General features: G+C 60.3%; 22 protein-coding genes. 10 read left to right on the plus strand and 12 right to left on the minus strand.

The genetic code is table 11. The features are described 5' to 3' along the window. Window positions 1–60 precede the first annotated feature (60 nt). Together RALTA_RS30995 and RALTA_RS31000 are read left to right on the plus strand one after the other, a co-directional pair. On the plus strand, window positions 61–483 hold the full coding sequence (locus RALTA_RS30995) for a DNA/RNA non-specific endonuclease (RefSeq protein WP_012354536.1): 423 nt from the start codon (window positions 61–63) through the stop codon (window positions 481–483). After that, a complete protein-coding gene (locus tag RALTA_RS31000; RefSeq protein ID WP_250649624.1) occupies window positions 395–952 on the plus strand; it encodes a DNA/RNA non-specific endonuclease in 558 nt (185 codons plus the stop codon). Before RALTA_RS30995 ends, RALTA_RS31000 begins: the two co-directional genes overlap by 89 nt. Before the next feature lie 554 nt (window positions 953–1,506). Here the strand turns inward: RALTA_RS31000 and RALTA_RS27295 are convergent. Both RALTA_RS27295 and RALTA_RS27300 read right to left on the minus strand, forming a co-directional pair. After that, a complete protein-coding gene (locus RALTA_RS27295) occupies window positions 1,507–1,785 on the minus strand; it encodes an HU family DNA-binding protein (RefSeq protein ID WP_012354538.1) in 279 nt (92 codons plus the stop codon). A 205-nt stretch (window positions 1,786–1,990) separates the two neighbouring features. Further along, window positions 1,991–3,148 (minus strand): helix-turn-helix domain-containing protein, encoded by a 1,158-nt coding sequence (locus tag RALTA_RS27300; RefSeq protein WP_012354539.1) that lies wholly within the window; start codon window positions 3,146–3,148, stop codon window positions 1,991–1,993. A 1,061-nt stretch (window positions 3,149–4,209) separates the two neighbouring features. Here RALTA_RS27300 and RALTA_RS27305 point away from each other — a divergent pair. The 3 genes from RALTA_RS27305 (at window position 4,210) to RALTA_RS31005 (ending at window position 5,824) form a co-directional block, all read left to right on the plus strand. After that, entirely contained in the window at window positions 4,210–5,211 is a 1,002-nt protein-coding gene (locus tag RALTA_RS27305) for a PRTRC system protein D (protein WP_012354540.1), read from the plus strand. 5 nt (window positions 5,212–5,216) lie between these two features. Beyond that, a complete protein-coding gene (locus RALTA_RS27310) occupies window positions 5,217–5,618 on the plus strand; it encodes a hypothetical protein (RefSeq protein WP_012354541.1) in 402 nt (133 codons plus the stop codon). A gap of 71 nt (window positions 5,619–5,689) precedes the next feature. Further along, window positions 5,690–5,824 (plus strand): hypothetical protein, encoded by a 135-nt coding sequence (locus tag RALTA_RS31005; protein ID WP_256461664.1) that lies wholly within the window; start codon window positions 5,690–5,692, stop codon window positions 5,822–5,824. A gap of 71 nt (window positions 5,825–5,895) precedes the next feature. Here the strand turns inward: RALTA_RS31005 and RALTA_RS27320 are convergent, their stop codons facing one another. The 6 genes from RALTA_RS27320 to RALTA_RS27345 all read right to left on the minus strand — a co-directional run bounded on the left by RALTA_RS27320 (window position 5,896) and on the right by RALTA_RS27345 (window position 9,661). Continuing rightward, window positions 5,896–6,108 (minus strand): hypothetical protein, encoded by a 213-nt coding sequence (locus RALTA_RS27320; RefSeq protein ID WP_012354543.1) that lies wholly within the window; start codon window positions 6,106–6,108, stop codon window positions 5,896–5,898. A gap of 99 nt (window positions 6,109–6,207) precedes the next feature. Beyond that, window positions 6,208–7,290 carry a DUF7146 domain-containing protein gene (locus RALTA_RS27325; RefSeq protein ID WP_012354544.1) on the minus strand — a complete coding sequence of 361 codons (1,083 nt, stop codon included), beginning with the start codon at window positions 7,288–7,290 and terminating at the stop codon, window positions 6,208–6,210. A gap of 210 nt (window positions 7,291–7,500) precedes the next feature. Then, entirely contained in the window at window positions 7,501–8,010 is a 510-nt protein-coding gene (locus RALTA_RS27330; protein ID WP_012354545.1) for a single-stranded DNA-binding protein, read from the minus strand. 12 nt (window positions 8,011–8,022) lie between these two features. Next, entirely contained in the window at window positions 8,023–8,817 is a 795-nt protein-coding gene (locus tag RALTA_RS27335; RefSeq protein ID WP_012354546.1) for a hypothetical protein, read from the minus strand. Window positions 8,818–8,826: 9 nt separating this feature from the next. After that, a complete protein-coding gene (locus RALTA_RS27340) occupies window positions 8,827–9,255 on the minus strand; it encodes a hypothetical protein (protein ID WP_012354547.1) in 429 nt (142 codons plus the stop codon). Between the two features lie 97 nt (window positions 9,256–9,352). Next, the gene (locus tag RALTA_RS27345) at window positions 9,353–9,661 is read right to left on the minus strand and encodes a hypothetical protein (protein ID WP_012354548.1); all 309 of its coding nucleotides are present in this window, start codon (window positions 9,659–9,661) and stop codon (window positions 9,353–9,355) included. A gap of 680 nt (window positions 9,662–10,341) precedes the next feature. Between RALTA_RS27345 and RALTA_RS27350 the strand changes: the two genes are divergently transcribed. Continuing rightward, window positions 10,342–11,505: a hypothetical protein gene (locus tag RALTA_RS27350; protein WP_012354549.1), complete on the plus strand. Its 1,164-nt coding sequence runs from the start codon at window positions 10,342–10,344 to the stop codon at window positions 11,503–11,505. A 1-nt stretch (window position 11,506) separates the two neighbouring features. Beyond that, complete coding sequence (locus RALTA_RS27355) at window positions 11,507–12,679, plus strand: FlhC family transcriptional regulator (RefSeq protein WP_012354550.1); 1,173 nt, start codon at window positions 11,507–11,509, stop codon at window positions 12,677–12,679. Window positions 12,680–12,842: 163 nt separating this feature from the next. On the opposite strand, the gene RALTA_RS27360 is transcribed toward RALTA_RS27355, so the two are convergent. Continuing rightward, complete coding sequence (locus RALTA_RS27360; RefSeq protein ID WP_012353615.1) at window positions 12,843–14,063, minus strand: ISL3-like element ISRta1 family transposase; 1,221 nt, start codon at window positions 14,061–14,063, stop codon at window positions 12,843–12,845. A gap of 440 nt (window positions 14,064–14,503) precedes the next feature. Between RALTA_RS27360 and RALTA_RS27365 the strand changes: the two genes are divergently transcribed. The 3 genes from RALTA_RS27365 (at window position 14,504) to RALTA_RS29455 (ending at window position 17,213) form a co-directional block, all read left to right on the plus strand. Next, complete coding sequence (locus RALTA_RS27365) at window positions 14,504–15,556, plus strand: CAP domain-containing protein (RefSeq protein ID WP_012354551.1); 1,053 nt, start codon at window positions 14,504–14,506, stop codon at window positions 15,554–15,556. Window positions 15,557–15,635: 79 nt separating this feature from the next. Next, window positions 15,636–15,962, plus strand: a complete 327-nt coding sequence (locus tag RALTA_RS27370) for a hypothetical protein (protein WP_232348027.1) — start codon at window positions 15,636–15,638, stop codon at window positions 15,960–15,962. 222 nt (window positions 15,963–16,184) lie between these two features. Beyond that, window positions 16,185–17,213 (plus strand): CAP domain-containing protein, encoded by a 1,029-nt coding sequence (locus tag RALTA_RS29455; RefSeq protein ID WP_012354552.1) that lies wholly within the window; start codon window positions 16,185–16,187, stop codon window positions 17,211–17,213. 591 nt (window positions 17,214–17,804) lie between these two features. Here RALTA_RS29455 and pilV read toward each other — a convergent pair. Genes pilV through RALTA_RS27385 form a run of 3 tightly spaced genes read right to left on the minus strand, consistent with a single transcriptional unit; the run spans window position 17,805 to window position 20,076 of the window. Further along, window positions 17,805–19,052, minus strand: coding sequence for a shufflon system plasmid conjugative transfer pilus tip adhesin PilV (pilV, locus tag RALTA_RS27375; protein ID WP_012354554.1), 1,248 nt, complete (start codon window positions 19,050–19,052; stop codon window positions 17,805–17,807). 7 nt (window positions 19,053–19,059) lie between these two features. Beyond that, window positions 19,060–19,539 (minus strand): hypothetical protein, encoded by a 480-nt coding sequence (locus RALTA_RS27380; protein ID WP_012354555.1) that lies wholly within the window; start codon window positions 19,537–19,539, stop codon window positions 19,060–19,062. Between the two features lie 36 nt (window positions 19,540–19,575). Beyond that, window positions 19,576–20,076: a type 4 pilus major pilin gene (locus tag RALTA_RS27385; protein WP_012354556.1), complete on the minus strand. Its 501-nt coding sequence runs from the start codon at window positions 20,074–20,076 to the stop codon at window positions 19,576–19,578. Window positions 20,077–20,128: the final 52 nt, after the last annotated feature.

Raw genomic sequence — 20,128 nt, forward strand, 5'->3', positions numbered from 1 at the left:
CTTGACTTTGTAACTGGGCTGGCAAGCTGGAACGGTGTTCACTTACCTTCCTCCCTGACCATGGTCCGCTCCTTCATCGCCCTTTTGCTCGCCCTGAGCGCAGCAACCGCAGCCGTCGCTAAAGACGCCGCGCCCTGCCCGCACGTGCTATCAGCGGGCCAGCCGGCCGTTCGCGAGGCGGCGCGGGATACACGGCTTCTCTGCTATCGCGCCTATGCGGTGCTCTACTCGCCCAGCACCCGCACGGCGCTGTGGTCGGCCGAGCGGCTGACGGCCACAGCGGTGGAGGCGGCCCGCAAGCTGCCGCGCGACAGCGACTTCTACGAGGAAGACCGGCTGCCGCCTTCGGACCGGGCCAGACTGCAGGACTTCGCTCGATCGGGCTACGACCGCGGTGGCACCGAGCGGGGACTTTGCCGACAAGGCCTCGCAGGCAGAGAGCTTCAGCCTTGCCAACATCGTCCCGCAGCACAGTATGTCTAACCGCCGGACGTGGAGTCATATTGAGACGTCCACGCGCAAACTTGCTCGGGAGCACGGCTCCATCCAGGTCGTCACCGGCCCTGCGTTCGCCAAGGACAGCCCCACGCTCAACGGACGTGTCCGGGTACCTGGGTATCTGTGGAAAGCGATCTACGTGCCTGGCGTCGGCGCAGCGGCCTATGTGGTTCGCAACGATGCGACGCCGGCGTACAGCGTCATCAGCATCGCCGAGCTTGCCCACTTCACTGGTCTCGAACCCTTCCCAGCATTGGCTGGTGACGCGCGGACGACGCCAATCGACCTCCCGCCACCCACCCCACACCCGGGGGAGAAGCCGGCCCGCCGCGTCGCGTTCGCATGGTTGGTATCCGGCAACGCTGTGAGCGCAAATCGCGACGCGGAATCGCTCGGTCATCTCATACGGCACGCAGGCGCGCTGGCCACGTTGGCTCTCGCCTATGCCCGTTAGCGGCGACGCCAGAAGGAGGGAACATGTTCCTTCCAAAAACATGAAAGGCACGTCTTTGGACGTGCCTTTCGTTCTGTGAGGGCCATCACAGGCCCTCCCGCTCAAGAATGCGATGGTATTCCGAAGAAACGACGGCCTGGCCTCATAGCCAACAACAGCCCGAAGGACATCAACACGAGAATCCCATACAGCGCGCTCACCTCGCGACTCGCCGCATCTGCAGCAGCAGTCGGTACGACCTTCATCGCAGTGTTAGGGCAAATATCGCCGGGCGACGCAATTTCGAAAGCCCCTCAAGCTCCGCCCCACAATCTGCTACCAGGCCTGCCCCTTGCGGGGCAGGCCGCACCGACGCCTCGGCCCAAGTGTGTACCGCCAGCACGGCAGTCTTGACGGGTGCCTGTCCCGTGAGCGCCAAAAAAAAAAAATAGCACCGCACCCACAACGCTCGCGGGGATCACACAATGAAAACCTGCATCACCCGCCTAAGAACGATGAAAACGGAATGGAGGTAGGTCCCGTCGTTGCTACCCGAGGTCCCAGGCTTCGAATCGCTACGCATTGGCGGCATCCTTGAACTTCTGGCCCGGTCTAAATTTCACTGTCTTGGCAGCATCCACCGTGATCTTCTCGCCGGTTCGCGGATTGCGCGCAATGCGTTCGCCACGCTCGCCCTTGCTGAAGGAGCCGAAGCCAACCAAGTTCAGTGCGTCACCCCTGGCCACGGTGTCCATGATGGCCGACAGGGTCACGTTCAGTGCCTGTTCTGCCTTTGCTTTGGTAAGACCGTCCACACCGGCCGCGATCGCGTCAATTAGTTCGGATTTCGTCATGCATTCTTCCTTCTCAGAGTAGGCGTACGGCGGTCACCCAGTATGGACGACCGCGAACTGTTGTCGGAACGGCGATTGCGACCTCGGCAGCGTTTCCCAACGGCTGCAGCGCAGAATGCGTCCCGCAGCAATTTTGATGGGATAAACGCCGCAACTTTCCGGTAAAAGCTATGCCAATTAAACGAGCTTTCCTGATCCTCCACCTTCACGACTGATCTCCCGCGGCGTAGCTGTCCAAGAGCCGGTACAGCGAGCGGCGGCTGATGCCAAGCGCAAGCGCAGCGTGGGATTTGTTGCCGTTGGCTGCTGCAAGTGCCAAGGCCGCCTGCCCAGGCTTGACAACAGGTTTGGAGAGGCGCTCCTGAACGGCGTATGTACTTAAGTACGCATTCGACTTAGTAGGACGACTATGCCCAGCGGCTCGGGCAACGACGCGCTGTCCCTCCTCATGCACCTCACGACTGGCGAGCCGCGCGCCTCGCTTGACCGGCGCAGCATCGCCGGTACTGCGCTGGTACAGCCCCTGGAGATATTCATGGCGCAGGCCGTGTGCAGTGCAGCCCGTCACCTTCCTTACCAGACCATGCTTTCGCAGTACCTCATAGAAATGGCTCATCCATTGGTCAAGTGTATAGTCCGTCGGGGTGGTTGACCCCGTCCTGGGATTGGCCAGCGACGCCGCTCTGGCAAGCAACGGGTACTGCGTCTCCGGCATGTCGATTAAGACCTCTCGCTTTCGCCCACCCTTCGTTCCGCGTTCGACGTGCAGCATGCCGCCGCGCACCGCCACGCCCGGCTGAAGCTTCGCGGATTCCTCAACCCGTAGGCCAAACAGCCACATCAAGCGAAGCTGAACGCCTACCCACTCATCGGTCCTCTCAATCTCCTTGATCTTCGCGTCAATGTCGATGCCATTCCCCGACCAGGACTTGTCTTCTTGGGCAACATAGTGGCGAACGAGCCCATGCTCCGTGCGATCGCCGTATTCAGCAAGCGTCTTGACCAGATACGGCTTGTTCATGAACTCAGCCATCGCGCGCAGATAGGTGAGCTTGTTCTCGATCGTTCCCGCTGTTTGCCCTTTCCGAACCCAGTTATCCACCAACCATTGGACGTGCTTGTTCCGAATCGACCACGGAGATTCAACCGCATAGCCACCCTCCTGCCGCAGCTCGCGCACTGCGGCGCAGACATTGAGAAGGCGATACTCCTGCGTCTTGATGCTCAGCGCATTTCTGCTGCGCCTCGACCTACTGATTACGCGGTCGACGTTGTCCTCGAACAGCGCGATGAGTTCGCCTTCCAGCCGCGCGGGGAACGCGTAGCTCCTGATCTTTCCCCGGAAATCGATCCTGATACCCATACTCGTTAGTCCTGGCCAGCCGTGATATCACCACGGCGGGGGCGCGCTTTACGGTGCGACCCTTTTCCAACACTGTCAAACGCCCCGTTCGTTCGACACCTGCCGGTCACTTCTCCCCACCGGATTTGGGGGACTGCCTTCCTTGCCTTTAGCGATAGCACTCGATCGACCAGACACAGGGAAGAACTGTGGTCCGACCGTCCGCGTAGTCCATGGCCCGGCTCACGCCGAGCCCGTCCCCGCGAATACCCAAGCCGCTGCGTCGATCGACGCGACTGCGATAGCGACCCTTGTGGTCCACCATCGCAAGACTCTTGGGTAAATCGTTCTTGCGCATTTCTGTGCCGGCTGCGCCTACCGGTCGTCAAGTGAAGGGATCCGCGATAGCCGTCTGGCCCGATCGCATCCAATCCCCCGTCCCAAAGTCAGTTCACCTTGGCCGCAGTGTCTCGGGCCGCCTGAACCGTACCCAGCTCTCTCGCTGAATGGACGTGTCTTCCGTGATGGAGCCTTGGGACTGTGCAACTGTGCGCCCCAAAATCTCTCTCATTGCGTTACAGCGCGCACATCGGCGCTGAGATCGAGTGTTATCGCGGTGTGCAGCCTTCCTCAATGTCGGCCACTGTCTGCTTGATTTGATTGAAAAAAATGCCGGATCAATTTCCGGCCTGCACACTGGGCGTCCGCACGTCCTCCTTGAGGTCGTGGTTGCCTGGGATTTGCCACCAACTGGCGGCGAGGTCGATGCGTCGGGGACGCTGAAGGTGCTCAAAGGATAAACCGAAACTCAGCCGCGTCGCAACGAAATCGCCGTCAAATTCGCCAGCATTCGACAACTTGACTTCGCATCGCACCGGGTAGATTCGAAAGGGATCGGATCGCAGTGTCAGATACGTGTTAGCAAGTGTCAGGTCTGTGTGAGCAGGTGTGAGATCAGCGCGACGTGGTGACGCCCGCTGACACCTGGTGACACCACCTAACACATTCCTGTCAGATCACAGTCAGATATGTGACACCACTGCGCTCCGGCAACCTTCAACAAAGCCAAGGAGAGTCTTCAGATGAACACCACCAAAACCATTGCGGTCGATGTCGGCTACGGCAACACCAAGTTTGCCTTCCCCCTGGGTGCGGACGTTGCAACCCGCATGTTTCTTTCGCTGGCCCCAACTCGATCGGCTTCGAGCCTCGCCAACCACGGGGATGGCTATTTCCAGTCGCGCGATGTCGTTCACGTAACTGTGGACGGCGCTGAATACGAGGTGGGCCCGGACGTCTCGATCACCTCTGCATACGGCAATACCGGGCGGACCCTCTCCGAGGACTTCGTCACGACGCCGGAATATGCTGCGTTGCTGTTCGGCGCGCTTCACTATTCACAGGCCAGGGACGTTGGCCAACTCATCCTCGGCCTTCCCGTCCATACCCTACAGAAGTACGCCGGCGTCCTGCAGGAACGCTTTGCTGGCACGCATGACTTCGGCGCCGGCAGCGTCAGCATCAACCGGGTCGTCGCCCTGCCCCAGCCACTCGGATCGCTGGTCACGTTTATGCGTCAATCCGGCAAGGATCTGGACCCGGATGACAACTGCCTGATCGTGGACGTGGGTTACTTCACGACCGACTGGGTTGTCGCTCGTGGCTACATGATGGATGACACCCGCAGCGGCGGCGTTCCCGGCGGATCGTCGCGAATTTACCAACAAGTCGCCCAACTCCTTTCGGCGGACGAAGGCGGGGAGCCGTCTGGCAGCATCGAGCGCATCGACAAGTCCCTGCGTGACGGCAAGCTCATGCGCTACTACAACAAGATGGTCGACCTGCGCCCGTATTTCGAAGTCGCCAAGGCCCAATGTCAAACCGCGGTCAAGGAAATGCAGACGCGGGTGGGCCGCACGGAAGACATCGCAGCCATCGTTCTCACCGGTGGCGGCAGCGCGCTGTACTCCGGCGCCATCCGTGCCGCCTTCCCGCGCTCGCATATCGTCGCGATGGAATCGCCCTGCTACGCCAATGTCCGCGGATTCTTCGACATCGGTAGCGCACGGCAAGCGCGCGGGTAACGACTATGGGGAAGCTCGCCATCAAAGTCACCCTCAACCCGATGACGACGCCTCAGCTCTACGCGCAGCTTGCGCAGGTCAACGACCCGCGCCTGCGAGCCGAGGTCTTCCGCCGTTTGGCAGAGGTCGGCGCGCAGGTCATGGGAGCGAAAGAAGGCGTTGCGGCAACGCCGGCGCCTGCAGGTGCACTCCTGACTACCTTGATGTACCGCTCCGAGGCAGCGTTCGTACCGCCCCAGAATGTCGCAGCGGTCGGGCAGTCCGCTGCTTCCACCCCGAGAGCCCAACTCGTCAGGGAGGAAATCTCCCGGGATGCGCCAGCGGATATCGAGGTGCCCGCCGTGCCCGCCCCAAGCGCACTGGACCTTAGTGCAATGAACTCGGCGATGTCGCGGTTCTTCGATTGACTCGCTCCGGCTTGACTGGCGCTCACTTCGTGGCAATCTACAATCATCACAACGGACGACAGGACTTCACCATGAAATTCTTCGAGTATCTTTCCACCACCCAGGCTCAGAACCGTTTCCTCTTTTACGCGCTGATCGCCTGGTGCATTCTGGAAGCCATTATGGTCGTCTATCGCGGGTGGCGCGCCCCCAAGGACGCTGGCTGACGCCTTCCCACCCCAGAAAGCAAAAAAGCCCAGCATGTCTGCTGGGCTTTTTGTTGAAGAGGACTTTGCGCTCAGTGAAGCGTGGCTGGCGCGAGGCAATAATCGAGTGCGGAATCGAACGACAGATTCCGCTCGAGCAACGTCAGATGGCCCGAGGCTTCTCGTCGGTAGACGTGGAAGAACTGGGCATCGGACTGACCAGCCTGGACCTCGCTGGTGGCGGTGCTGCGCATTGCGTGAATGTGCAACCTGTTCACGATCGCGGTAAAACCCTTCTGTGGCATGGTGCTTCTCCTGAAGTCCTGCCACACGGGATTCCGCCCAGTGGGGCGAACCCACCGGGCAGAGTTGAAAGGAACGCCACCATTCGGGTGGCGAAAATGTCAGGCAGCGATTGCCTGTTGGGAGATCAGACGCAACCGGTGTACGGTTCGCCATTCGTCGCAGTAATCCGTGCCTCGGACCTTCGGCCGATGCAGCACAACGGTGAAGCCATTGGCGCGCAAGCGCTTCTGGAGGGCGAGCGCGTCGGCCATACCCGGTGACTTGCCAGTCCTCGGGTCCACCTTGTCAAAATCGGCGAAGATGTGCACGGTATGGATGCCCATACCGTCTGGCACTACGAACTTGCTCAAGAGCACGCGGTTCAAGCACGACCAGGTCGGAATCCGGAACAGCATGTACGCCGCATAGGCATTCTCGATGCCCTCCGCAACGCCAATCGCTCCATCGCGAGGCGACATCAGCCGTACAGCGCCGCCATCAAGCGGCAAGGCGCCCGGATAATTTCGCTTGCTTGGAAGGATCTCGCCGTCCTCCGACACGACTATCGCCTTCTCTGGCTTGGCCGGGTGCAACGATGTTCTGTGAACCGTAGCAATCCGGCCGTCGTGCAGCTGGTACTCAGCAATCATCGTTGGGTACCGCCCGACAATGCTCCCGTTGTGCCAGTAATCCTGCACGGCCAGCCGCAGTCCATGTGGCAGCGGAGCGCGCAGCCCTGGAACTCTGGCGGCGAGATAGCGCATGGCATGGTCACCAGCCGCGACCGGAGTCGAGCTGGTGACCTGCTTTATGACGCGGCGCATCAAAACGGAAGCGCTTCCCTTGCTGCGCTGCCGGCATGCCGGCCTGATGGCAGACATCTTCGCTGGCAACGGCTCGCCGCCCTCCCCATTGAGTCGCCGCTGCAACTCAAGGTACGACATGCCGGTGTAGCGACAGACCAGCTCGATGCCGTCGCCCGCTTTGGGACCACCGGCATCGCACTTGCGGCACACCCAGTCACCGCGGCCCCGCTTGTTGTCGTAGGTAAATCTGTCTGTGCCGTCTCCGCAGATCGGGCACGGACCAGGGCGACCTCGCCAGAAGGCGTCTGTGAGGACGTCGGCGGGCAGGTACTGCGCAACCAGAGCGTCCCAGTGAGCGGGCGTCCAGTTCTTCACGATATCACTCAGCTTTTTCATGGGATGGCTCCGTGTGGAGAGTGGTCGATGCCTGAGACAGGCGAAGGAACGCTTGCTCAAAGGACATCCCGGCTGCGTGAGGCGCCAGAATGTCTTTTCAGCACAGCGATTGGATCGGGGGGGAGAAACGGGTGTGGCGCGAAGCCGAAGATGAGGTGCATGCTCCCGCGGATTCGCGGGAGCATGCATATAGCTGCCACTTATGGCTTGTCAGAACGGAATCTGATCATCATCCATATCTTCGAAGCCATGCGACGGCGCCTGCTGCGGGCGGCGACTTTGGCCGCGTCGGCCACCACCATTGCCGCCCTCACTGCCGCCGGCTTGGCGGCCTTCTTGCGACTGGCGGCCATAGCCATCGTCGCCGTCATCGTTCGACGATCCGCCGCGGCCACCCAGCATTTGCATCTGATCGGCAACGATCTCGGTGCTGTACTTGTCCTGGCCCGACTGATCCTGCCACTTGCGGGTGCGAATGCGTCCCTCAATATAAACGGAGGAGCCCTTCTTCAGGTATTGCCCTGCGATCTCAGCCAGCTTGCCGAAGAACGAAATGCGGTGCCATTCAGTGGCTTCCTTCATCTCGCCGCTCTGCTTGTCCTTATAGCGATCGGTGGTAGCGATACGAATATTGGCCACAGCGTCCCCGCTGGGCATGTAGCGAACCTCAGGATCTGCCCCGAGATTGCCAACGAGAATGACTTTGTTCACGGATGCCATGTTGCTTCCTTGTTAATGAATGCGATTGACTTGCCAGACCCAACGGTCCCAGAGTTTCTGTTCCCCAGTCTCGGGGTCAAGAACAGGGCGGCCGGTCGCATGGTTGAAGGCGGGCACCTTCTCCTTGTGCAAGCGCTTGATGCCTACGCGGTCGCCGATTTTGCAAGCGGCGTCGGCCAGGGCATCTTTCAAACCTTCGCCCTGCAATGTCCTTTCGCCGGCGTGGGTGTCCAACTTCACCGCGAAGGAGGTGTATGTCGCCTTGCCGCCAGGTTTGCGGTTCGGGAACTCCATTTCACCCCACTCGACCAGCTTGCCAACGGTATAGTTCGAGCGCGACGCGTTACCGTCAGAGCGAGGTTCGGTTTTGGCAGGTCGGTGGTCTGGGCGCTGATGCTGTGCAGTCCGCGGTCCCCGAGATTCCCTTGACTCATCCGAACCCTTCGACTGTGGAAGCGGAGCGGCGCTCGCCCCCTCTTTCGCCTGGCGCATGACGGCTTCGGCAACGGACTGCGGTGTCACGCATTCCCCATCGTACCTGCCGAGCTTGTGCCAGCGCGGAACGACCTCGGGAAGAACCTTGTGGCCGAACGCCGTGTGCTGAATGCTGCGATCAAACACGGCAACGAAGTGAACGACGTGGTCGCCTTCGTCCCGAAAGAGATTTGGGACGCCATTGATGAGGATTTGAAACTCGTTGTCCGCGCCCGTGCCGACGGGAACTTCATTGGCGGCCCGAGACGCCACTACTGGCGGTTGGCCCAGGATAGTGGCGACTGCCCGCTTGAGTACTCCGAAGAGAGTCATGGTAATTGGTTACAGAAGAGACCCGCAGCACAACCGCTTTACTCCTTCGAGGTCTGCTTTCAGGCGGGCGTTGTTGAGAATCACATCCTGCAAGACTTCCGGGCTTACCCCGCAAACCGCGCAGACATAGGTGTAGGGAAGCGCTCCGTCCCAGTATCCGAAGATCCAGCCGATCGTCATGGAATATTCCTCCAAATCGAGCGCCTTGTTCCGCATACGGGCTCGCAAGAGCTCAGCACAGTCGATCAGGGATTCGGGCATGTTGTCGCCTCGGCGGCTGTCACAGGCCAGGCTGATGAGCGCGTCGACCATCTGCTCGCGTACCGAGTCGCTCCAGAGCGAAGGGTCCGGCAACGGGTCAATCTTGGGTGGGGGCACAACGATGGCAGCCGCTTCATCGAAGAAGTCCAGCTGCCACCCTGCTGTCATTGTTTCCATGATGGTCTCCGGACAGGCACCCGGAGACCCACCTGTCGGCGGGTAACGGGTTCCCGCGACAGGTGGAAGCCGCCCGAGAACCGGGCGGCGAGGGAGGTCAGGAACGATCGTGCGTTCCAGTGCGACAGATTGGCGTCACCACAGCCGAGCGTGCGTAATTCTGCTCGGGCGGTTCGGCGACCTGGTCATTCGTCGGTTTCGGCTTGGAGTCATGCTCCGGCATCGAAACCTTCGGCGCAGCTGGTACAGCCTTGCCCCACTGCAGCACCTTCTCCTTCAGGTAGAAGAAGCCGACAGCGGCAAGAAACACACCAACAATGAATGACTGCGAAGCCAGATACAGCGCCATGCAAAAAGCAAAGAGCTTGAGCGGGCGCGCGATCATGTTTTTGGCAAAGGATTCCATGGTTTCTCACGAGAAACGATTTAAAGGGATTTCCTGGCGGATGCCAGGCGATTATTCGATGCTCGGAAGAGCAAGGAATCCAATGAGGCGCGACTGCTCGGCAACGCGCTTGCGACATGTCATGCATGTCGTAAGGACGCTGCTCGCGTGCGAAGAAAGGGGATGGGGCGGGCCGCGCAAAGGAAGGCCAGTGAGGCCCACGCGGAATGTCAGTTTGGTCTGACCGCCATGTCGATGCGTCATAGACGCTAGAGGTATCCGCACTCTACACGGCTTGGGAAAGCATGACAAGCGCCGCCCCGGCGCTTTCGATTTGCCTTCAAATCACAAGCCGACGTCCTGAGCTTTCGCCAAATTTGGAAGGAACATGTTCCTTCCAACGACCCTCGCTCAAGGCCAGGTTGTATATACAAGTGCCCCCATCTTAAGGGGGTGCTACCTCAAATCCAGTTAATGTCTGTCGATAAAAAGTGAGGCAAAGCGCTGCTGATTTGAGCTTGACTTTCGAAAGACACCTGATTTTCCTGAGCTTTCGTGACATTCCGATGCTCAAACTCGGCATAAGCTTCCATCCGAAGATCGCTGCACCCGTTTCATCAGCTTGACACTTGCTCCTAGCGTGTACGTTGAAGTGGCTGCCGCGATCGCCGGGGCCGCAACAACTTTCCGTAAGGGCAACAATGAAGAAGAAAGAAGAAGAGAAACGCGAGTTCAATCTCATCGACCCGAAGCCGCCCGTATTGCGCGAGCTGGCGATCCAGCAACTGGGTCACTATGTCGATGCCGGCGCGATCGGCCGGATCGTGCAAGCCGCGCAAGAGATCGAACTCTCACGCAAGCGGATCCTCAGTGAACATACCGCCATCGGCTCTCGCCTATTCCAGATCTACCACGTGATCCTCACGTGTGTGCAGAAGCGTCTGGGCGACACCCCCCGCGCTCGCCAGGAAGCCGATGACAACTTGTACAACTTCGCGGTGCGCGCCCTGCGCATTTCCCGCGCCTCTGCGATCAAGTATCTGCAGGCATTTCATCACTTCTCCGAGAACAGCGATGCCTTGACGTTTCTGAACCTGGGGGAGCTGACGATTCTCAAGCGGTCGGACATCACGCCAGAGGAAGTGCAGCGGTTCATCGATGCTCGCAAGGACGACGAACCCTATTCGCGCAAGGAAATCGTCCCATACATCGAATGGTCTCGACGCACCCACCAGGAACTCAATCACGTCATGGCGACGCTGGAGGCGGCGGAAGAACAGTTGAACGAGAGCCTGGAGCGCCAGCGCGATCTCGAAGCCCAGATGCGCCACATGCGCGAACAGATGACATCCTCCGACGCGCAATCTGCGGCGCAAAAGGAGCAGCTTGACCGAACCTCCGCGGCGCTCTCGTCGCAGGCTGGGGCCATGGAAAGCCTGCAGCATTCCATTAAGCGCTTGACGGACGAACGACAGGCCTTGCAGAAGGCATTGGCCGAGTCGAAGATCCGGGAGGTTGTGAAGGAGATCAAGGTCGAGGTCATTCCTCCCGAGTACAAGACCATCGCCGATGCCGTCATAGACGGAAGCGGCAAACTTGAAGCGCTCAATGCGCAGATCAAGGATGCCGAACTGCGCCTCTCCGCTGTCAACAATAAGATCGAACGCCATGAAGCCAAGTCGGCCGACTCGCGGAGTCTGTCACTACGCATTGACGGCCTGAAAGCGGATCTCGATGATGCGCTCGCGAAATTCCGAGGCGCCGTCAAAGCCATCAAGGTCAAAGAGCATGCCCCCGCGCTGGTGTCCTTGCGCCGCACTGTGGAAGCCTTCCACAACGAACTGATCGCCATCACTGGAGCCTGACATGCAAACCACCCCGACCCGTTCTATCTACGAGCAGTTCGTCTTGCCAGCCTGGGTGCGCGATCGTGTGCTTGCGGCCAATCTGCGAATCAACAACTACGTCCTGAATGCCGTTACGGTGCATCCAACGCTGGAAAGCATCTTCAGGGTATCGAGCGAAAACCTTCGCTCGCTGCGTGACGACCTGTACCAGTCGGCGAAGATTCTGGGAACGCCGTTCCTCGCTTACGCACCAACGCTCACAACCATCGATGACTGGCGATCCTTCATCGAAGGACGGATGCCGACCGCCACAATGGAGCGGCTCAAGACTGGCCTGCCCCGCAATCTGTCAGTGGTGGACCGGTTGGCGCTCGAGCATACGAACCGCGCGTACATCAATGCCATGTACGACCTTCTCAACATGTCGGTATTGGCGGCGCCTCTGATCGGCATCTCCAACGAGTTGGCCGCGTACATGCGGTCGGTTCCTCAGCACGAACTCGACGTGGCTATCACCGAGCGGCTGGTGCCGCTATTCCACTGGCGCTTCGCGGACGAGATGTTCTGGTTGGAGAGTCACTCCGGCCGGTTATCGCGGGAAATGATCTCCCACTATCTGATGGAAACGTCGCCGCTTCGGACTGACCGCCTGGCGCACTCTGGCGTCTGGGGCAACTTCCGGCTCGAAACGTTTGTGCGCGACGCCCTCTCCGAGGCATTCCTGGCTCTCAGTTGTCGCGCCATGAGCGTCTCATCATTGTTCAATATCACCATCGAGACCACGCGGAAGACCTATCAGAGGTTGCATGGCAAACCATCGCCACCCGGCCAGCCGCCGTCATCGCTAATGTGGTACCTGGATTCCGCGCAGCGCCGCGTTCAGTCGACTTTCCAGATCTGGCTGTTTCGATCGGCGATCGCCTGTGACGTGTCGACACCCGAAAGCTTCGTCGCGACCCTTGACATCCATCGCGCGTTCTTCTCGGACGACTGCAAGGTGCCACCCGAGCGGTCGCTGCATCTGGCCCGCTCCATGTCGATGCACGAAGAGCTCGCGGTCTGGCCCTGCCGAAAGTGCGGGACGCCGTACCTGGCTTCGAACTCCTCCGCGAAGATCGAGCTTTCGCAGTCATTTCTGTGCCCTTGCTGCAACGGGTCTTTGACGGCTTCACGGGGCAGGCGTCGGAACTGACCGCGCATCAGCAACAGTCGCCGAAGCACCCCTCTCCGTACCCTTCGATTGACGGGTTGTCTTTTCAGCGATCATAGCCAAGAATCGCAAGCGCCAGAAATTTGACCCTTCTCGGCCTTCTCAATACGGCGGCTTCCTCTTGGGGCCGCCGTCTTTTTTTGGTTCATCGAGGAATTCCGGGGAAGGCTGCGCGGATTTTGAGGAAGAAGTATTCCTCGTCGCGATAGCCGTACGCGCGGCGCTTGATGACCTTGATGGTGTTGTTGATGCCTTCGACCACGCTGGTGTTCAATGGGTGGCGGCAGCGGGCCAAGATGCCATGCCAGTAGCCTTGCAGGCGCTTCGCAAACAACTCCAGGGCAGGTATTCGGCTCTGCCGAGCCTGCTCGCACCATTGCTCCCAAGCTTTTTGCGCCCACGCCGGGCGGCGGTAGAACCATAGCCGCTTTAGCTCGTCGCGCAACAGATAGACTGTCAGCAATGGCCGGTTCGCCTCCAGGACCTCATCCAGATGAACCGCCTGGGGGACGCTCAAGTTCTCCCGATTCCGCAGCAGTAGCCAGCGTGTGGACTTGAGCACCCGTCTGGCCGGCCGATCGTGCCGCAGCTGATTGGCCTGATCCACCCGTACTCGGTCGATGACCTCACGCCCGTACTTAGCTACCACGTGGAACAGGTCGAAGACCACCTCTGCTTGCGGGCAATGCGCCCGGATCTCCAACTCATACGCGGTCGTCATGTCGATGGCGACGGCCTCGATGCGCTGCGCAACGCCGGCGGGGAGCTGCTCAAAGAAGGCTCGGGCGGTCTCGCGTGAGCGCCCCTGTCCGATCCAGAGCACCTGCCGCCCAATGGGGTCGACTACCACCGTGGCATATCGATGCCCCTTGTGTAGCGCGAACTCATCCATGGCCAGGTAGCGGATATTGGACCAGTCCGGCTCGGCCACTGCCTCACGCAAGCGAGCCTTATCGATCGATTTAACTGTGTGCCAGCCCAGATCGTAGAAGGCCGCCACCGCCTGCACCGTACAGTGGCGCAACAAGTGGCCGCAAGCCTGGGCCAAGCGGGCCGTCACGCGTTGGTAGCGCCCAAGCCATTCCAGCCGCTCCAGCCTCGGACCGCCGCAACGGTCGCACCAAACGCGCCGGCGCGGCACGTGCAGTACGACCCGATACTCGAACAGCGGAAGGTCCCGGACTCGCCTGACCACTGTCTCATGCACCTGATGGCAGCGCGCGCCACACTCCTCGCAATGCATGACCTTGCTGACCGGCTTCAAGTACAACGACAGCGTACGGCTCTCTCCCTCCGGCCATTCCACGCGCTCCAGCCGGTAGCCCTTCCAGCAACCCAGTGCTTGCAGCGTCTTGCGATCCAGCACACATCCCCCTGATACCTGAAGAAACAGACATCAGCATACAAAATGTGCTCTTTCGGGCCACGGTTTTCTGCGAAGAACCCTTTTTTTGCCTATGCTCTGCGCCCCAACCAACTGGGCTCAACCTTTGCGAAATCTTGCCGACTAACCATCCTTAACGCCAGTGTCGGAACCTCCCGTTCGGCGAGCCTTGACTTCGGCACGATGTCGCTAATCTGGAATCAAGCGGCTCGAATCCAGCCGCGATCCCATTGCCTCATCTCACCGCGGAGAAATGGTGTTCGCGCAAGCGTTGGCGCCTGCTAGCAGACTTCGTGACACCACTTTTGCTCCGAACAGAGCATCTGCTGTCCGTGCTGGCTTGGCAGTAGCAGCAACAGCGAAGACTGCGGGACAGGCCGGCAATAGGCAATGACATCTCTCCTGCTATATCGGAAGAATTCGTGAAGACGAGAAAATGGTTTGCGTTGCTGTTGCTGGCGCTCATTGGCAATGAGGAAGCTTGGGCAAGCGGAAGTGTTCCGTCGGCTGCTCCTGGCCCGGCAGAAGTTCCCTCCCTTGCGCTGCGGACCAGCGTGCCGGAGCCATCCTACGCAAAGAGTTCGGGACAGCTCGCGCTCTTCAACGGTGTCAACGCCTTGCGCCGGAAGCTCGGCGTCGGTCTTCTCATGCAAGACCCCGCGCTCGACACCGCCGCCCAGGCACATGCTGTCTATCTCAGCGCGCACAGCGTGGCACAGCATGACCAATCCGTAGGCTCTCTGCATTTCTACGCAACCACGCCTCTGCTACGAGCCAGAAGGGCCGGTGTCGGCGACACCCAATGGGTGGCCGAAATCGTGGGCGCAGCCAGAGGCCCCGATGATAGCGAGATCGGCGCAGGCTGCATCGATCAGTGGTACCACACCGTCTACCACTTGCAGTCGCTCGTCACGAACCAGGAATCCATGGGAATTGGATTCAGTGATACTGGTGCCTTGGGCCTGAATCACTGCGTCGTGGACTTCGGCACGAACACTGCAACACAACCAGGCCCGACACCCAACGGTGTGCCCTATGGAGGAGGCCAGCAGATCGATGCTGAAATCTTCGTCACTGTGCCAGCAGACGGCGACACCGACGTGCGACCCGGTTTCAACTTCGCCGGCGAGTCGCCGAATCCTGCGCCGGATCTGCCGGCGCCAGGCCGCCCCCTGATGATTTACGCGAATGGTGCGCTCGCGGAGGTGCTGTCCGTAGAAGCCTTCAAACTCGTTGACGGCAACGGCGCGGAGCTGCCTGCGCGCGTTTTGGTGTCCCCGGCGGCGAAGGCGGATGGCTCGAATGGTATGGCAGACGAATACCTCCGGAACAACGCGGCCTTCCTGGTCCCGCTCGCGCCACTGGCGGACCGCGAGGCCTACACGGCTTCGTTTTCTGGCACTCGGGCCGGCAAGCCGGTGAGTATCTCCTGGACCTTCAGGACTGCTACGCCGGGAGCCTCCACTTTCCGATAGCCCAAGCGCGCCGACGACCCCGCCGGACGGTTTCGCGGGGCAGGCCTCGAAACACATACAACGGAGATTCAACGATGGAATGGATAACGATCGCGGTCTTTCTGGTTTTGCCAGCTTACCTGGCGTTCAAGTGGGCAAGACAGGAGGGGCGTTGGCCTGGCCATGGGCGATTGCCTCCTTCATGTTCTCGTACTTCGCCTTGATCGCCTTTGCGCTGACGCGCAAAGGCCTGCCGACGGTGAGCGAATATGCGCGGAAGTATCCAGCATGCGTGACCGAGCGCGGCATGTCTTGCTATCGGTGCGGATCCAGAAGCATCCGCCTCTGGCGCGAGCAGCCGTTCATTGCCGCGCATCAGTGGCACATCTGCAATAGCTGCGGCACATCGCTCTACCGATCGCGGTGACGTGCACTTGACGCGGTCTTCGGGTCCGCCAGCCGTAACGATTACCAGGACACCCCTCTTTCCGGGGGGTCAAGTTTGGCTCCAATTCGTCGACTAGATGCTGATCGCCTTCGTGTATTCTCACGTCCGGCCGGGGATTGCGGGCACTTGACTTCGCGCGCCGATAGGTAAGCTAAAAGTAACGGTCGATCCCCGGCCGGTCAAAGTCAGAGGAAGAAAAGCATGCAAAACTCCAAACTCGCTCTCTCGGTTCTGGCCACTGCCATGGCGCTCGCTCTTGCCGCATGCGGCGGTGGTGGCGGTGACGATGGTGGATCCAAGAATCCCACCACGCCGCCTACAACTCCGACGACGCCGCCGCAGGAGCCGACGTCGGTGCCGCCGGCGACCACAGCTCCGGTATCGACGTATCCGAACGGAGATCAGCGGCTTGCGGCCTATGATGCTTTGAACTCACTCCGCCTGAAGATCGGCGTCGGCGCGCTTAAGCAAGACGACAAGCTCGACATCGCCGCCGATAACCATCTGGCTTACATGAAGGCAAATAGCGCTACAGGCCATTTGGAAGTAGCCGGAAATGCTGGCTTCACTGGTGCGAATCCCTATGATCAAGTGGTTGCAGCGGGCGGGTCGGAGGATCAATGGATTGGCCAAGCTGTGTCTAGCGGGGCGCCCGACGCGGAGAGCTGCCTCGCGGGCTTTAAGCGGTCTGTCTACCATTTACAAGCCATCACCAGCAATCAAGAGACGGTCGGTCTTTCGGTGCGCGACAACCGCTGCGTCATCAACTTTGGCATAGTCACCGGCGCCAAGGGTGGCGGTTATGGTCTCGCGCAATGGGGTGGTCAGCAGCTCGCTGCGAATGCCGTGGCATACTACCCTGCTGACAACGACTCCATATTCGGAACTTTCTACCCAGCTACGGAAAACCCCAATCCGGCGTCGGATCTTGCCAGTGCTGGACATCCGATCATGTTCCGGATGGCGGCACCGTCGTCCTCCAACGTTTTGACCGTATCCAGCTTCACGCTGACTGGCCCTGGCGGAGCAGCGGTTCCGGTACGAGTGCTGGTTCCGGCTAATGCAAAGGCCGGTTCCGTCGCCAGCGCGATCGAGAACACGAGCCTCTACGCTGGCGTGGTGTTCATGCTCCCGACGCAACCCCTCACAGGGGGCACCCACACAGCAACATTCGCAGGTGCTCGCAATGGTGTTGCTATCAGCAAGTCCTGGAGCTTTACGGCGTTCTGAGCAACATGTTACCCCTCTAAAAACAAAGAACCCCGCAACGACGGGGTTCTTTGTCTGTTCAGCCCTGGGATCTCAATACTTGCAAACCTCGTAGTAGCTGGTGCCCGGGTAATTCCCGTTGCCAGGTGTTGACGTCTTAGTGGCACCAGCGTAATAGCCGCGCGACTGCATATCAACCTGGATAAGCGGCCACATCGCCGAGGGATCATGCACAATGGGTCCGGCATCCCAGGAACTCCAAGTGCGCGCAACCGTGGGGTTGTTGGCGACGCCATCATAAACGGAGTATCCATATCCGTCGCATCCACCATCCGCACTGCAGTTACCGCCCGGCCCAATCGCGATCATGAATTTCCAAAACTCGTAGCGACACACTAATGTTGGAGGGGGCGGCGGCGGCGGGGGCGGCGGGGGATCATCGACCTTGCAGTACGGCAATCTACCTGGCTCCCGATACCAGTGGTGCCCTTGCCTACAGTCTGCCACGGTCATCGGCGGTGCCGGAAACGAGTACAACTGTGCGTTGGCTGCCGAGAAATCAGCTGCGAGAATGCATGCCCAAAGAATTCTTTTCATCAATCAATCCCGGTCCTAGAAGGTGCATCCAGTTGTAACGGTGCCCACGAGTCGCCCCCCGAGCGCCCCAGTATCGTTGCCGCTGTACCATGCGGCAGGAGAGATTGCGCTTGCTTGCGCATACCATGTAGTACCCCAGTCGTTCATGGAGAAGTACGTGCCCTGAATCGGCGGCATCACATTGCCAGTGATGTTGACCATTTCCTGCTTCGGGGTGTACAACGCCCATGCGGTACCACCCGGGCAGTTGTCCTTCGAGAACGTCATACCGTCTGTAACGTTCTCAATTTTCCGAGTAACGGTCATATTGCCCAGCGCGTTGTTGAGCGCGATATACCTGTTGCTCTTGCAGATGAATCCAACATTGGTCGCGCTGGTCGCTATCTGACCATTGTTCCCACACCACAGCCCTTCATAGATGTTTGCCACGGCCGTGCCTACCGCTTGCCAGATGCCGCCGGCACAGATCACATGCCCGGTGCCAGTGGTGCTTCGGCGGGTCGACGTTTCGACGCCGCACGCAGTACCTGGCGCACCGGTACTTGTTAGATAGGTATCGCCACCACTGGTTAAGGCAGTCGTTGCCGTGACCCGAGCGGCATTGCTGACGTCGTTGCCTGCCATGTCGATCGACGTCTGCATCCGATTGAGTTCCGGATGGCCCGGAACCTGCACCCGATATAGATAGCCGTTGTTGGCCTGCGCGCCGGTAAAGGCGAGCAAAGACGCGAGCCGGCCGCTGCCCGGGTTCGCGTAGTTGTCAAGCGGCACCTGCCACGCGCCGTATGCCCCATAGGCGCGGGTTGCCACCATCGTCGGATCGCCGTTTTGTCCGGCGTAGGGTACGAAGCCCCCTTGCGCACCCGCCTGCGCAGCGATCTGCACGAGCTGGCGGGTGTCGGTGATCGGCCGCCCGCCCTGCGACGTGACGAGCGCCTGCAAGTTGTTTGGCGTCGGCTGCAGAACCTGAAGCAGCCAGGTCTGGCCGAACACATTGGTCGCCGAGAACCCGGCTGGCAGATAGCCGCCGTTGATGAGCATGGCCGGCGTAACGTTGACAGGCACGCTTGCAGTTGCCTGAGCAACCAGCGTGGCGGATTCGTCCTGCACGAACTGCAGGGCGGCCTTGTCGAAGACAAGCATCTGGCTCGCCGCGGCGGCGGTCTGCACGTTCGTCACGCCGGCCTTTGCCCACGTCGCGAAGCCGGCAAGGCTCAGCATCGAGAGCATCAGCGCGACGAGATATCCGAGGATGGCTTCCATGCGTTTCTCAGGTGTTCAACTGGACCCAATTGACCAGCGCCCCAACGGGAATGGTCGCCGGCACGCTGTAGGCGATGCCGGTAGCAAGATTGACGGCCGTGCCCTGACTGCGGACCCGGAACCACGCGAGACTGCCCGCTGTGCTGCTGAGCAGCGCGCCGCTTGCGCCTGATGACACGCGCACGTATCCGTAGACGTCGCGCCCGCCGCCCGGATTGGCGACGGCCATGCAGCCGGCACCAGCCGGCGCCACCATCCCTGACGGCAGCACTGGCGTCACGCTCGCACCGACCAGCCCCGGTGTTGCACCGGCGGTCGACACACAGGCCGAGCCGTATGCTTGCGCCTGCTGCGCTGTGACCGTCGCTACAGATTCCATACGGCCAGCCACGCCGGCCCCAGGTGCTGCTTCTGATAGTTGCCGGCTTTGGGCAACAATCCCCAGACAGAACAGGACGGTCGCGATCGGCAGGATGAGATAGCCCATGCCCTTCTCCTCAGACTTTGGTGGCCGCGTGGAATCTCACTGGAAAGTCAGTGTGAAGCTCGCGGTCGCGCTGCATGCGGCGCCGGCGGTGGCCTGGTCTGGCAGGTTCGCCTGCGTGAAGGTCGTGGTCCCAACGGCCAATGAAACGAAATCGCGGAGGGAGGTCGCGGTGCTCACGCACTGCTTGGCTGTCTGAGCACCGCCGCCACCGAACCGGATCACGCCTTGCGAGCCGCTGTTTGCGGCCGACAAGGTCACGGCATTTCCCCACGTGTCGACCAGGGTCGTGCCGCGCACCATGTCCGTCGGAAACATGCCGCCGGTGATCATCGCCGGGATGTTGGCCGTGGTGAAGTTCGTGTAGCCGTTATTCCCCTGCGAGAATCCAGCGCGGGCATTCGTAATCAGTTGCGCGATGTTGGTGGCGACCACGCCAGCCTTGTGGCTCTGGAAACCGTTGTAGCCCGCGTATGCGATGCCCACCAGTGCCAGCAGGCCCAAGACGATGGCGACGATGCGCCCGAGAATCCCATCCATGTCATTTCCCTAAAGTCCACGTCCTGATTTCATCGCCTTCCACCGTGGACGT

This window comes from Cupriavidus taiwanensis LMG 19424, from assembly GCF_000069785.1.
In the GTDB taxonomy this organism is placed as follows: Bacteria; Pseudomonadota; Gammaproteobacteria; order Burkholderiales; family Burkholderiaceae; genus Cupriavidus; species Cupriavidus taiwanensis.